Source organism: Sphingobium sp. B2D3C, from assembly GCF_025961835.1.
Classification (GTDB): domain Bacteria; phylum Pseudomonadota; class Alphaproteobacteria; order Sphingomonadales; family Sphingomonadaceae; genus Sphingobium.
In genome coordinates this window covers 71,868-86,621 of record NZ_JAOQOK010000001.1, presented here as the reverse complement: position 1 = coordinate 86,621, position 14,754 = coordinate 71,868, and the positions used below count along the sequence as shown (strand labels likewise).

Here is a 14,754-nt window from a genome sequence, read left to right as displayed (position 1 = left end):
TTCCGCTTGGCTCTGAGGTCTGGAGACGTCGATGACCTACCTTACCCGCAAATCGCTTTCGCGCCGGACCGTGCTTCGCGGGGCCGGCGCCTGTCTTGCGCTCCCCTTCCTGGAATCGATGATACCCGCCGCATCGTCCGGGCTGCCACCGGCGCGGACGCGGCTCGGCTTCTTCTATGTGCCCCATGGCGCGGTGATGGACAGGTTCCGCCCGGCGACGCTGGGCGCCGGCTTCGAACTGTCGCCCACGCTGCGCCCGCTGGCGGCCTTTCACGACAAGATCAATGTCATCAGCGATCTGACGCTGCCGCTCGCCTACACGCAGGATGCCTCGGCTGCGGCCAATCACAGCAGTTCGTCCGCCGTCTACCTCTCCGGCACGGCGATGACGAAGAATGTAAACAAGCTCGGCATGACGGCGGATCAGGTCGCCGCCAAGCATCTCGGCCAGGATACGCCCCTGCCCTCGCTCGAACTCGGCATCGAGGAGCCCTCGGCAATCTGCGGCGAAGGGTGGAGCTGCGCCTATCGCGATACGATCAGCTGGCAGGACGCCAACACGCCGCTGCCGATCCAGCGCAACCCACAACTGCTGTTCGAGCGCCTGTTCGGCGCCGGTGGCACGCCGGAGGAACGCGCCGCGATCTGGAGTGAATCGCGCAGCATGCTGGACACGGTAACCGACCAGACGCGCAAGCTCTCAGCCGATCTGCCGGCCGAGGACCGGCGGCGGCTCGACCAGTATCTGACCGATGTGCGCGAGGTCGAACGGCGGCTGGAACTGACCCAGGCACAGACCAGCCACGATATCGTGGTGCCGGAAAAGCCAATCGGCATTCCCGAGGATTTCGAGACGCACATCAAGATGATGTTCGATCTGCAGGTGCTGGCGTGGCAGACGGAGCTGACCCGCATTTCCACATTGATGCTGGCCGTCGAGAACAGCAATCGCATCTACCCGGGCAGCGGCGTGATGGAGAGCTTCCATCCGCTCTCGCACCACAGCAACGTGCCGGCCAATAAGGACAGGCTGGCGCAGCTCAATGCCTATCACATCTCCATGTTCGGCTATCTGCTCGACAAGATGGCCAGCACGCCGGATGGCAATGGCTCGCTGCTCGACAACAGCATCCTGATGTGGGGTAGCGGGATGAGCGATTCCAACGTTCATAATCACGGCCCTCTGCCGATCGTCCTCGCAGGCGGCGGCTCGGGCAAGATCGCCGGTAAGCGCCACATCAGCGGCGGCGTCGGCAAGGATCGTCCGCTCTCCAACCTGCTGCTCTCCATCCTGCAAAAGGCGGGCGCACCGGTGGAAAACTTCGGCGACAGCGACGGAACGATCGACATCTGATGCCGACGACAAGCAAACGCATCGCGCTGGCAGGCCTGGCGCTCCTGGCGCTCGCCCTTGTCGCCTTCCTGCTGCTGCGTCCGCAGCGCCCCGTGCTGCCGCCGGCCAAGGCGCAGGAACTGGGCGTGCAGATGGCCTCGGCGGCACGCGACAATCAGCTCAAGCGCATGTACGAGCTGGTCGACAGCGGCGCCAATCTCGATGCGCGCTCGCCCGACGGCACGCCCGCGCTGCACTGGCTGGCGCGGCGCAACCTCGCGGACGATGTCGACCGCCTGCTTGATCTTGGCGCCAATGCAGGCCTCACGAACGAATATGGCCTCACGCCCTTGCATGTGGCCGCCGAATTTGGCGCCTCCGCTGTGCTGCGCCGCCTGCTCAGGGCCGGCGCGCCTGTGGACACCCTCTCCCACACCGGCCAGACCGCGCTCATGATTGCCGCAGGCGAGGGCGACGGCGCCAACGTCAAGGCGCTGCTGGCGGCCGGCGCCAACCCCAATTTCACCGACAAGGCCTATGGCCAGACCCCGCTGATGCTGGCGGTGCGCGGCGGCAGCGTGGAGGCGGTGCAGGCGCTCATCGAGGCCGGCGCCAACGTCAACGCCGCCACGAAGCTGGGCAAGAAGCCGGAGTTCCGCGCGCCGGGCGAAGGCGGCGGCTCGCATGGCGACGGCATCGTGCGCGGCGGCGTGCCGCCCGAGGGTTCGCGCGCCGAGTGGCCCGGCAAGATCACCCCGCTCCACCTCGCCGCGCGCGAGGGCACGGTCGACATGGCCAAGGCGCTGGTCGAGGCCGGCGCGAAGATCGAGCAGCCCGAGGCCAATGATGCGCGCCCGCTGCTCGTTGCGGTGCTCAATGACAATGTGCCGGTCGCCCAATATCTGCTGGACAAGGGCGCCAACCCCAACGCCGCAGACTGGTATGGCCGCACGCCGCTCTGGGCCGCTGTCGACGTGCGCAACATGGAGCTGGATACCGACACCGCCAAACAGAAGGGCGTGGATCGTCCCCGTGCGCTCAAGTTCATCGGCGCGCTGCTCAACAAGGGCGCCAACCCCAATGCGCGGGTGATGCGCTATCCGCCGACCCGCTTCTGGCTGCTGACGGCTGGCTCTCTGTCCTGGGTCGATTTCACGGGGCAGACGGCGTTTCTGCGCGCCGCCCTCTCCGGCGATGTGGACGCCATGAAGCTGCTCGCCAGCAAGGGCGCCGACCCCAATATCACGACGAACAACGGCACGACGCCGCTCATGGCCGCTGCCGGCATCAACTGGGTGTTCTTCCAGACCTTCGATGAGGGCGAGGACAAGCTGCTCGAAGCCGTGCGGCTCTGCCACGAGCGGTTCGGGCAGGATCTGAACGCGACGAATGCCATGGGGCTGGCCGCCGTTCATGGGGCTGCCAATCGCGGATCGAACAAGATCCTGGCCTATCTGGCGAGCAAGGGCGCGCGCTTCGACATTCGGGATGCCGAGGGCCGCACGCCCTACACCTGGGCGAAGGGCGTATTCCTGGCGACGACCGCCGCAGAACCGAAGCCGGAGTCCATGAAGCTGATCGAGCAGGTCTGCGCGCGTACCGGGCAGTCCTGCGGCATCAACTGACATCGTCCGGACACAGCGGACCGCATCATTCGGGGGATTTTCGTGCAGGACTTCATCTTCTTCCTCGGTCGCTTCCACGTTCTCGTGCTGCACCTGCCGATCGGCATCCTGATGCTGGCGATCGGACTGGAGATCGCGACGCGCTGGCCGCGCTTCGCCGCCCTGCGTCCTGCCGTATCGGCGACATGGCTGATCGGCGCGCTCTGTGCCTTCCTCACGGTGACATTGGGCTATATGCACGCGAGCGAGCCCGGCTTCACCGGCGAGGCGGTCAACTGGCACCGCTGGAGCGGCGTGCTGCTGGCAGCCAGCGCGCTGCTGGTCTGGGCCTGGCAGCGCGAATTCCCGAAAATCTATGACCGAGGCTGGCCGCTCGCCTGCCTGATCACCGGAGGGTTGCTCGTGGCCACCGGCCATTTCGGCGGCAATCTGACGCACGGCCCGACCTACCTCACCGAATTCGCGCCCGGCCCGCTACGCTCTGGCCCCGGTGGCCGGCCTCCGGTGACCAATGTCGCCGATGCGGATATCTTCCTCGATGTGGTCCACCCCACCCTGCAGACGCGCTGCGCCTCCTGCCACAATGATGACAAGCGCCGCGGCGCCCTCTCCATGGCGACCTACAAGAGCCTGATGGAAGGCGGCGAGAGCGGCGCGGTGATCGATCCGGGCGAGAAGCAGCGCAGCGACCTGTATCGCCGCATCACCCTGCCCGCCGACCACAAGGACTTCATGCCCAAGAACGGCCGCACGCCGCTCACTCCGGATGAAGTTGCGGTCATCGGCTGGTGGATCGAGGCCGGCGCCCTGCCGGAAGGCACCGTGGGCAAGCTGAATGCGCCCGAAGACATCCGCGCCAAGATCGCCAAGGTGCTCGGCCTTTAACCGCAAGCGGCCAGACGAGACCCGCCGGCTTGTCTTCAAAATCTCACAACGATCCCGCTGGCCGATGAGGGACCCTGCCGATCCACGCCCCCGCCGCCCAGCCGTTCCAAGCCCAGCCTCATAAAAAACGGGCGGATCGATTACCCGATCCGCCCGCCGCAATGTTGTTAGCGGGTGCCGGGGCACCCGCCCCCCGTTAGAAGTCGTAACGGATCGACGCGCCGATCATGCGTGGCTTTCCGCGCACCACCGAGAGCATGTTACGGGGCGGGAGTGCCGGGTCGTTGGGATCGCCCGCTCTGACTGAAAAGCTATCGAAATAGGCGCCACCAAAACGGGTGGCACCGGTCGCATAGGTCTTGTCGAACAGATTGTTTGCGAAGACCGAAATCACCACCGGCACATTCTTGGGCATGAAGCGAATGCGGGCGTTGACGAGACTGTAGGCCGGGAGCTGGTATGCGGAATCCGGATTTGCGAGGTTCAGCGTGGCCTGGTCGTCGGTGTAGCTCCAGTTCATGTTGACCGTGAACTCGCCAAATTGGGCCGGCACATTGAGCGTCCCGCCCAGGCTCAATTGCTTGCGGGGGATATCCGGGAAGAGGAAGGGCCCGCCATTGCGCACCGGATCGAGCTTGACGCCGGTCAGCGAACCGCTGGCATCGAGCGAGAAGTTGCGCGAGACGCGCAGGCGGCTATCCAGTTCAAGCCCGTAAACGTCGATGTCACCGGCATCGACGACCTGAAGATTGAACCCCAGCGGGCAGGCCGGCCCCGTTACGCAGACGACACGGCGCGCCGACTGCCGGTTGCCCCACTGCATGTAGAACACGGTGGGATTGACGATGAACGCCCTGTCGAAGAGCGCCATACGCAGGCCGATCTCGTAGTTGCGTACCGTTTCGGGCGGCACGGTTGGAATGGCGTCGCCGCTTTGCTTGGCCCCCTCAACATTATCTATGATCGAAAAGCTGTAGAGGCCCGCTTTGTACGCCTTGGAAATCGTCGCATATGCGAGAATATCCGGCGTGATCTTGTAGTCGAGGGTCGCGCGATAATCGACCTGCTGCCAGGATCGCGAACTGTCGACGGAGGTCGATGTGGTACCCGCGACCGGCTTGAAATCCGACGAGGCATATTCGGTTGACTCGATATGCTTGCGGTCATGCGCATAGCGCAGGCCGCCTGTAAAATTGAGGCGGTCGGTGACGTGCCATGTCGCGCTCACGAATGCGCCAAAAGAGTTGGCGACCTGAGTAGTGCTTGTATCTTCTCGACGGAACAGTCCGCCATCGGCGTTGCCTTCAGGCCTGTTTGGATAGACGCTGGTACCCTTGCGCGTGATTATCAGACCTTGTTCATCCGACTTCTCATGGAAATAATTCAGACCGCCGACGAAATCGAGCGCGCCGCCGAACGGCGCTGCGTTGAGCTGCAGTTCCTGGTAGAAGACCTTCGACCCGGTATCGAGCTTGCGGTTTTCCGTGCCCAGTTGCTGGTAATCGATCACCCCGTTGAAATCGAGCTTCGAAAAGCCGGACGTCGAGGACAAGGTGACATCATCGGAGAGCTCGTAGGACATGCGCAGATCGGCTTGCCAGTAGACCGAGGTGTTCCTCTGCTCACATTCCTTGCCGAAGTCGGGATTGAAATCGTCCAGCAGGCAGATGTCGTGCTGGCGATATTTGTCGCCGGTGACCACGCGCGGATCATTATATGCGGCAATCGGCGCCTGGCCGACGGCCTTGAACGCATCGTTGAGCCAATCACCGTAATTGCCTTGGATATAACCCTCGATACCCGGTCGCAGATCGAGTTCTTCGGTGACGATCGGCGACCCGTTCGAGCGGGCATCGGTGTAAAGGAAGCCCAATGTGGCCTCAAAGCGGTCGTTCGGCTCGAAGCGCGCCTGCACGCGCCCGACATAGTCCGTGGACGCGCCGTTCTTCTCGGTACCGCGCTGCACCCATCCGCCCTGATGCAGATAGGCGCCCTGCGCGCGCACGGCCAGCGTATCGCCGATGGGGATATTGATCGCGCCGACGATATCCGCCCGATCATAATTGCCGGCCGTCACCTGCGCATAGCCTTCCGTCTCGCCGAGGCGCGGCTGCTTGGTGAAGTAGCGCACCGCACCGCCCGTGGAGTTGCGGCCGAACAGCGTGCCCTGCGGGCCGCGCAGCACCTCGATCCGGTCGATATCGATCACTTTGAGAACCGAGCCGGCGGTGCGCGGCATGTAGATACCGTCGATATACAGGCCCACACCGCGCTCGCCGAGTGCACCACCGCCCCCGCCGATGCCGCGGATCGTGAAGGAGGGGGTGGATGTGCTGCCGCCGCGCTGCGGGGCGATGCTGAGATTGGGCGTTTGGTTGGCTAGATCCTCCAGATCCTCGATGCCGCGCGCTTCCACCATTTCTTCGTTTACGGCGACGATCGAGAGCGGGGTATCCTGCAGATTCATCGCGCGCCGCTCGGCGGTGACGACGATGTCATGGATGACGGAGGTCTTGTCCTCATCGTCATTATCAACGTCTTGCGCGGAAACCGGAGAGACGCCGCCCGCCCCTATCAACGCGGCGCCAGCCAATAGCAATCCATTGCGCCGCAAGGGCGCCCGTCGAACGATCTGCATGTAACCTCCCCTAGATGGAAACCTCTGGCTTCCGGCCCCGCACCTTGCCGGTGACCGAAGCAGGGAGGGGTATTGCAGGCCAATTATCGATGCACAAGAGTTTTGTTGATTTTGATAACGAAATGGATCATCCGTTCAGGCAGATAACTTGAGGAGGTGCCGAACAGCCAGAACAGTTCCCCGAAAATAACCGGCATTACGGCCAGAAATCCCACGTCGCACACATATGTGCGGCGCGCTTCTGCCTAAATGCCGTTGTTGATTTGAATACCGCCGAACGATCGCCGGGGACCGGTTGATCGATTGATCAGCCGCGCGCCATCGCGCGGGCATTTTCCATCAGCAAGGTGAGAACGGCGCGATATCGGGCCTCTTCTCCCGGCTCCAGAACCCCCAGCAACCGCGCGTCGCGATCAGCCTCTGCCGTGGTCAGCAGGCGCCACAAACCGCGCCCCTCCGCCGAAAGATCGAGCAGGATATCGCGGCGGCCCGGCACTTTCGTGCGGTTGACCAGCCCAATGCTCTCGATGCGCGTCAACGCACGCACGATCTGGCTCTTGCTGGCCCCCGTCGTGCGCGTCAGGCTGAGCTGGGTCATCGGCTCGTTCTTGCCGATCAGCAGCAGCATATCCGCCTCAAAAGATGAAATCGCTCCGACCCGCTTGGCCAGCAGGGTGGCGGTGCGGTTGAGATAGGAGGCCAACGTCGTCAACGGCGGCAGAACCATCACATGCACGCGCGCATCCGCGATGCCGGGCTCGTTCCGCTCATTGGGGCGCCGCTCCGACTTGCGCTCCGCCCCCGGCTCCTGCGTGCCGCCGGACAGCTGGATCTCAGCGTCGAGCATCGCCGCCGCCTCGTCGATCATGAAGCGGGTCGCACGGATGAAAAAGTCCCGGGTCGGCGCGTCGAGCCCGCCGCAGACCTCCACATTGCGAGCAATGGCAACCGCGAGGATCTCCTCGTAGACCGCCCGGCCCTTTTCGGTGAACTCCGCCTTGGAGCGCACGTCGGGACGGTGCACGAGGCCCTTCGCGGTCAGGTGTGCCAGCGACCGACTGATCTGCGCGCGCTGAATGCCAGAGAGGCGCGCGATCTGCGTGAAGGTCACCTTGCCACGTCGACCGATCAAGGACAGCAACCGCCGATCGAGATTGGCCAGATCCAGCTCGGCATCGATCTGCCGCGCGCTGGACATTTGCGCGGTCGCAAGAAGACTGTTGATCAGCCTGCCAAAAGGCGTGCGCTCGGGCGCCTTGCCAGCGGATAATTCCGGTTCTCGCGACATGATGCGCGTTATGCAATGAAACGCGCCAAAGCCAACCGGAAATCGCGAGCGCGGGGAGATCAGGGCGGGACACTGGGGTAGCGAACGTACTGGTTGGTCCCGGCTCATCGCCCTGATCCTGTCCTTCATCCGAAGGACAGACGGCGCGGCGGCGCTTCCATATTGCTCCAGACATCATCTGGAGAAGAGCGGAATGCTGGCTGACAACAAGGTCATAATTACAGTCGCGATCAACGGCGGAATGCAGCAGGACCGCGATGGAGCGGTGGTGCCCAAGCAGCCGGTCGAGATCGGCGAAGCGGCCGCGCGTTGCTACGAGGCGGGCGCGGCGATGGTCCATTTTCACGCACGCGGCCCCGATGGCATGAACAGCGGTGATCCCGCGATCTATGCCGAGGCAATCCGTGAAATTCGTGCCCGCTCGCCGATCCTTGTGCAGACCACCAACGGCATTGGCGTTCGCCGGGACAAACTGACCGGGCAATTGCACTGGCCATCGGACAAGGAGCGGCTCGGTATCCTCGCCATCGAGCCGTCGCAGGACTTGTTCGGCATCGCCGCGGGCTCGGCGGATTTCTACAATCCGGGCGGCAATTATCCGGGCGAAACGCCCTATGTGAATTCGCCCGAACTGCTCAAGAGCACGATCAAGGCGGTCTATGAACGCGGCTCGGCACTTGAATATGAAGTGGTGGAAGCCAGCGCCCTCCATCGCCTGCTGCGCTATGCCAATGAGGGCATTTTCGATCGTGATCGGGACAATATGTGGCTGCTCCATGGCGGTGGCTTCGGGGCAACGCCGGCCATCGCCCGCAATGTGATCTTCTCGATCGATGAGGGCCTGCGGCTTTTCCCCAAGGCCATCGTCGGCGTCACCGCCACCGGGCAGGACATGTTCCGCTTCGTCACCCTGGGCATCGCCATGGGGTGCGATCTTGTGCGCGTCGGCCTGGAAGACAGCCTGTACATGCCGGACGGCTCGATCGCACGGGACAATACCGACATGGTGCGCGCCGCGACGCAGATCGCGGCGCTCTATGGCGCTAAGCCCGCGACGGTCGAGGAAGCCCGGGCAAGGTTCGGCCTCAAATCATGAGGCCGCCTGTCCTTCGGATGAAGGACATATTTCGCCCCCCAGAGCCGCTACGTCACAAGAATAAACAGAAACAAAGGGAGATTGTATGTCGAGCCGGCTAATCGCGCTGTTATCGGGCACAGCCCTGAGCATCATGCCCGCACTCGCGCACGCGCAAACCTTCACTGCCGATCGGGCGGTTGTGTCGTCCGCGCGGCAGGACGCTGCGGCAGGGCTTGAGGATATCGTCGTCACGGCGCAGCGGCGGGAAGAGAATTTACAGCGCGCCGCCGTCTCGGTCACCGTCCTTTCCGGCGAAAATCTGACGACGCGAGGCGTAACCACGGCAGCGGCGCTGACCCAGGTGGCTCCTGCGCTGCAGGTCACGGCAGGAACCGGACCCTATACCGTCCTGACGGTCCGGGGCGTCAGCAACTTTGGGGGCAATGCCTTCTCCGACCCGGCCATCGCCGTCAATTTCTCAGGCGTGTATCTTGCCAGTCCCACGGCGGTGCAGGGCCTGTTCTATGATCTTGAGCGCGTCGAGGTGCTGAAAGGCCCGCAGGGCACATTATATGGCCGCAACGCGACGGGCGGCGCCATCAACATCCTGCCGCAGCACGCCCGCATCGGTGAGCGTGGCGCGCAACTCAATTTTGAAGTCGGCAATTATGCGCGGGTTGCCGCGTCCGGCGCTGTCAACCTCCCGGTCGGCGAGAACAGCGCCTTCCGCGCCGCATTCCAGATCCTGCAACGCGATGGCTTCTTCTCGGACGGGCTCGACGATGAGCGCGGTCAGGCCGTCCGGCTCTCCTACCGCCTCCAACCGAGCAGCGCCGTCACCATCGACATCGTCGGGGATTATACCCATCAGGGCGGCCGCGGCGGCGGCTCGACCGTGCGCAAGCGCTGCGGGCCCGACATCTGCTACTTCGGCGACCCACGCACCAGCCTTTCCCAGCAGGATGCGGCATTTGCCCCCCTCGCGCGGCAGACCGACAATTCGTTCATCGACAGCGACTATTATGGGCTGCTCGCCAATGTGAATGTCGAGACCGATGCCGGCACGCTGACGCTGATCCCCGCTTATCGGACATCCAGGCTGAGCTACAACAGCGCCCAGACCGGCTTCCAGATCATCGAGCAGCAGCAGCCCGAGCAGATTTCGATGGAAGCGCGGTTCGCCTCGCCATCGGGCAATCGCTTTGGCTGGCTGATCGGGGCCTACTATCTCGACACGCATGTCACCGCCCGCTCGAACACGGAAAGCGCGGCCGCCCTCACCTACAGCGATCAGATCATCGACACATCGGGCAAGACCGCCGCCGGCTTCGGCCAATTGACCTTTGCGATCGTGCCCGCATTCCGCGTGACCGGGGGACTGCGCTACACCTGGGAGCGCAAGACCAGCGACAGCGAGCGGTACACCATCCGCAATGCCCCCGGGCCCGACCCGGTCATTCCGCTCGTCCCGGTCGGCGCGCCGGCATTTGTCGTCGACCGATCGCTGACGTTTGAAGCCGTCACATGGCGTGCCGGCCTCGAGTTTGACGCGGGACCGCGCTCGCTGGTCTACGCCAATGTCGGCACCGGTTTCAAAGCGGGCGGCTTCTTCCTCGGCCCGCCGGGCGCCAACAGCTTCGAGCCGGAAAAGGTTACCGCCTATACCATCGGCACGAAGAACCGCTTCCTCGACAACCGCCTGCAATTCAATGTGGAGGCATTCCTGCTGGACTATAAGGACCAGCAGCTTGGCTATGTGAAGCTCATTCCCCCGGCCGTGGTTCTGGTGACGGAGAATATCGGCCAGGTTCGCACCAAGGGCGTAGAAGCCGAAGCAGAACTGCTGGTCACTCCGTCCACCCGGATCGGGTTGCAGGCCCAATGGCTGGACGCTCGGGTGAAACAGCTCGTCTACAATTCGGTTTCGACCCCCGGCCCGACCTCACAATGCCGCACCTCCGGCACGACGGTCGATTGCAGCGGGCTTCGCGCGCTCAAGTCGCCTGAATGGGTGGTCGCCGCCTCGCTGGAACAAAGCTTCACGGTCGGATCGGGCGACCGCATCATCGCGAACATCTTCAGCCGCTATGAAGGGCCGCGCGAGCTGGATCTGGCCTACACGCCGGAAACGCGCGTTGGCGGTTCGACCCGGACTGACGCGGTGCTGACCTATGCGTTCGAAGGCAAGGGCCTGAGCATCAGCGCATTCGTCAACAACATCGAGGATGACGTCGTCGTCAACAATGTGGCGCCAAACCCGGCCTATTCGACCATTGGTGTGGTCGCGACGTCGCTGCGCCCGCCACGGACCTATGGCGTGCGACTGTCGGGAACCTTCTGATTTCAACGGCAACGCTCCAACAGCCCGGCGCAAAAGCCTCGACGCTTCTGATCGTGTCGATCTGTGCGATGGTCTATTTTCTTGACGGGCTGGTCCACACGATCATGGGGCCGCTCGCTCCCGAATTCGCGCCGATGCTCGGCCTTGGTGATGCCGATCTCGGTCCGATCTTTTCGGCCAACCTGATCGGCCAGTGCATCGGCCTGATTGCGTTTCCTCCGCTGGCCGCGAGATTTGGCGACCGGTGGACGGTGGGGCTGACCCTCGCCGGCTTTGGCGCCGCTCAGGCCTTGACGGGTCTGGCGAACAGTGGCGAGCAGTTGTTCTGGATGCGGCTGATAACCGGCGTCCTGTTGGGTGGCTGTCTGCCGAGTTGCCTGGCAATCGTCACGGCAGCCGCCCCCCTCGAACACCGTGGCCTGGCGATCACCTTCCTGTTCACCGGCTACGGCCTCGGCGCCACCATCGCGGGCATCGTCGCCATCGCCTTTACCGGACGAGGCGGCTGGCGCGTGGCGATGGGCGCGGTGGGACTGCTCTGCCTCGCGACATCCGTCATCACCATCATGGTTCTGCGGGACGCCGAGGAGGTGGCACCGCAAAGCGATGCGCCCCTGCCCAGCGCCAGCCCCTTGAGCCTTCTGGCGCCGGACTATCGGCTGGGCACGGCGATGCTGTGGCTCGTCTTCATTGCCATGCTGACCATCAGCTACTGCCTCAGCTCGTGGCTGCCGGTTCTGCTCGTCCGCCTCGGCTACGCGCCAGCGTTCGCGGCCATGGCGCTCTCCATCTTTTCCTTCGGCGGCATTGCTGCAGCGCTGTGCATGGGCCTTTTGATCGACCGCTACGGCGCGTTTCGCGTTCTCGTCTCGTCCCTGCTCATCGCAGCAGCGTTCTTCTTCGTGGCCGGCCAGATTGTGGGCGGGTCCTCGGCCTTGGTCCTCCAACTCGTTCTGGCAGCCTGCGGCTTCTTCGCCCTCGGCGCTTATGGCGGCGTGAATGTCATCCTCGCCAGCTTCTACCCGCCGCACCTGCGATCGACTGGCATCGGATGGGCCAAAAGCGTCGGCCGCATCGGGACGGTCGCGGCGCCGGTGCTGATTGGCGCGCAGCTTGAGGCGGGCATTGCGGAGACCACCATTCTGGCCTCCTTTGCGGTGCCGGCTATCGCGGCAGCGATTGCGTTGATCGCCATGAAGGTGTTCAAGAGGCGTGGAGTCGCGACTGAGGGGGTATAATCCCAGAGGCGGCAGGAGAGCTGAATGTCCTACATCCGCAAGATCGAGGAATGGCGCGCCCCCGTCTCCATGGGTGCCATCTATGAACGCTTGCTGGAAACCGCCGGGACCGACCAGTTCGGCACCGCCGTCCATGATTCGGTGATGACGGTCACCGGTGGGGCGCGCAGAATTTACTTGTTCGAGGCGACGGGCAGAGAAACCAGCGAACTGCAATATTTCTTCGGCGAGCCACGCGTGGAAGCGATGCTGCCGGCCTACAGCCAGCATTATCACAATATCGACCCGGTGTGCGACGCCTATAGCGCAGCGCCATGCGTGAGCGACCTTGCCATCCAGCGCATCCGGCCGCCGGACATCAGCTCCGATGAGTTCCGCAGGCGCTTCTTCGATCAGGCCGGTATCGTTGAGCGCGTCTCGATCATCCAGCGCGGACCACAGGCCTGGCGCGTCATCAATGTCGCGCGCCATCGCTCCACCGGCCTGTTTACGGATAGCGAGCTGGACGCGTTGGTGGGTCTGGCCCGCCTGGCGCTGCCGATGCTGCCCCTCAACCGCAGGCGCGCCCTTTCCTGCTTCTCCTCCGCCCAGCACATCGAAAGCCGACTGCGGCACCTCTTCCCAAATCTGACGCGGCGCGAGCGGCAAGTCTGCGCCCGCGCAACCGCCGGCATGTCGGTCGAGGCGACAGCGCTGGATCTGGGTATCGCGAAAACGAGCGTCATGACCTACCGAAAGCGCGCCTACCAGCGACTGGGGATCAGCAGCGTGCCGGAATTGTGTGCGCTGGCAGCGCATTGATCTGGGTGAGGAAAGGCGCTGGAAAAGGCTGGCGGAATTACGCGGACGTCTGTTTATCGCGGGGGGCATTGTGGAATTGAATAGGTCACCGGTTCGTGAAAATCGCCTTCTCCGTTGCGATCCAGCAGCCAGTGGGCAAGTTTGGCCGATGGCTCTGTTCGGACCCAGCATCGCAGGCCCGGCTGATATCCGTTTTAAAATCATCACTCGGTGTCAGCATCTGGGCAATCCAGCTGTCGATCCGAGCCTGGGTCTCTGCAGAAATTCCAATGGGAGATCCACAAGAAGTCGGGTGAAGCCGAGTTAGCCTCATTAGGATCTAGTTCGATCTTCGGACGATACAGTCCGTCGTGAGTAACCCGGCGTCGTCCGAAAAACTTTGGCCATCCCGCCTATGACAGGATTTCCGTCTGCCTCATCTCGGGCGAGCTTGTGGTTCAATGCCAGCACAAGGGCCAGCGCGTCGCCCTTCTCCTGCAGGCCATAGACAGCGCGTAACACGCGGTCGAGCCGGGGCGTCGCTGTTTGCAAAAGGTAATCGCCGGGTCGCTCGATCGAGCGGCAAAGCACCCGCAAGTCAGCCGATCCCGGAAGATTCGCTATGCGAACGTTCGCCATTAGTTGGTATCACATCACCTGACCTGCGACCCCATCTTCGGTCGAGCGCCTCCTCGCTGGGCAATTCATCGCGCAGCGAGCGGTTGAAGGACTTGATAAAACCGTTTTACTGGGCTTGCCAGAACTGCCGTACTCTGCCTCGCCACTTGGCGGATGAGCGGTCAAGGGGCCTTCGTTAGCACCCGATCTGCCGGCAGGCCGAGAATCAGTGGACATGCTCCAAAGCGGGCGGAGTTTCGCACAGCATGACCAAAGTCCTTATCAATCCAGTGACGTGCGCGGGTGGGATAACACTTCCGGAAGGGAAAATGGGCGGCACCGCCCATGTGCATCCCCGCTCCGTGAGGCGGATCGCGATCAATTCCTGAATTAGCAGGACGATTTCTTCCGAAACGCCCTGCGGTTGGATTCGAGCGCCACGGGACAAACAAGCTTCGCTTTCCGGAGATTTTAGCAGGTCCCGCAGCAGACCAAAATCATCCTGCTGCCCAGTGCGCAACGCGTCGGAGTGATACTTCATGCCCGCAACGTCCGGTGGTCGCCCGAAGGCAAGTTCATATGCCTCGGTGACAATTTCTTCGGCGTTGGTCGAGAGACGAGTCCGTCGCTCGACAAATGCTGCGGTGTTTTGCCGAAGCGCGATTCCTTCTTCGGATTCAAGTAGGTGTTGCAGCAGTGAAAGCCGGTCTATGCGGCCGCTGACAAGCGCATTCCTGTGGGCTTCCAAGCCTAATTCATCAGGCTCACGCCCCAAGACCATGCGATAAGCGTCGGTAACAAATCGCCCCGCCTCCGATCTTTTTATTCGACGTTTGAGGAAAATTTTCATCTGACGTCACACCTTGGGATCGCCGCGAGCGGCCGCCGTTATGCACCTATGCTAAGTTTATTTTGGGTTGTCCACATCCG

Annotated in this window: 10 protein-coding genes; 7 read left to right on the top strand and 3 right to left on the bottom strand. The window is 63.1% G+C overall.

The annotated features are described in order from the left end of the window. Positions 1-31: 31 nt before the first annotated feature. The 3 genes from M2339_RS00315 to M2339_RS00305 are packed head-to-tail and all read left to right on the top strand — an operon-like array spanning position 32 to position 3,843. Positions 32-1,354, top strand: a complete 1,323-nt coding sequence (locus M2339_RS00315) for a DUF1552 domain-containing protein (protein WP_264587889.1) — start codon at positions 32-34, stop codon at positions 1,352-1,354. Further along, entirely contained in the window at positions 1,354-2,958 is a 1,605-nt protein-coding gene (locus tag M2339_RS00310) for an ankyrin repeat domain-containing protein (RefSeq protein WP_264587890.1), read from the top strand. The genes M2339_RS00315 and M2339_RS00310 overlap by 1 nt, the downstream gene beginning before the upstream one ends. Before the next feature lie 42 nt (positions 2,959-3,000). Then, complete coding sequence (locus M2339_RS00305) at positions 3,001-3,843, top strand: c-type cytochrome domain-containing protein (RefSeq protein WP_264587891.1); 843 nt, start codon at positions 3,001-3,003, stop codon at positions 3,841-3,843. Between the two features lie 196 nt (positions 3,844-4,039). On the opposite strand, the gene M2339_RS00300 is transcribed toward M2339_RS00305, so the two are convergent. Continuing rightward, positions 4,040-6,481, bottom strand: coding sequence for a TonB-dependent receptor (locus M2339_RS00300; protein WP_264587892.1), 2,442 nt, complete (start codon positions 6,479-6,481; stop codon positions 4,040-4,042). A 307-nt stretch (positions 6,482-6,788) separates the two neighbouring features. Then, positions 6,789-7,679, bottom strand: coding sequence for a MarR family winged helix-turn-helix transcriptional regulator (locus M2339_RS00295; RefSeq protein WP_264571331.1), 891 nt, complete (start codon positions 7,677-7,679; stop codon positions 6,789-6,791). Between the two features lie 283 nt (positions 7,680-7,962). Here M2339_RS00295 and M2339_RS00290 point away from each other — a divergent pair, with 283 nt between their 5' ends. The 4 genes from M2339_RS00290 to M2339_RS00275 all read left to right on the top strand — a co-directional run bounded on the left by M2339_RS00290 (position 7,963) and on the right by M2339_RS00275 (position 13,227). Continuing rightward, on the top strand, positions 7,963-8,865 hold the full coding sequence (locus M2339_RS00290; protein WP_264587893.1) for a 3-keto-5-aminohexanoate cleavage protein: 903 nt from the start codon (positions 7,963-7,965) through the stop codon (positions 8,863-8,865). An 85-nt stretch (positions 8,866-8,950) separates the two neighbouring features. Continuing rightward, positions 8,951-11,188, top strand: coding sequence for a TonB-dependent receptor (locus M2339_RS00285; protein ID WP_264587894.1), 2,238 nt, complete (start codon positions 8,951-8,953; stop codon positions 11,186-11,188). Between the two features lie 68 nt (positions 11,189-11,256). After that, entirely contained in the window at positions 11,257-12,426 is a 1,170-nt protein-coding gene (locus M2339_RS00280) for an MFS transporter (protein ID WP_264606110.1), read from the top strand. 24 nt (positions 12,427-12,450) lie between these two features. Next, the gene (locus M2339_RS00275) at positions 12,451-13,227 is read left to right on the top strand and encodes a helix-turn-helix transcriptional regulator (RefSeq protein WP_264571334.1); all 777 of its coding nucleotides are present in this window, start codon (positions 12,451-12,453) and stop codon (positions 13,225-13,227) included. An 823-nt stretch (positions 13,228-14,050) separates the two neighbouring features. Here M2339_RS00275 and M2339_RS00270 read toward each other — a convergent pair. Beyond that, positions 14,051-14,674, bottom strand: coding sequence for a DUF4214 domain-containing protein (locus M2339_RS00270; protein WP_264587896.1), 624 nt, complete (start codon positions 14,672-14,674; stop codon positions 14,051-14,053). Between the last annotated feature and the right edge of the window lie 80 nt (positions 14,675-14,754).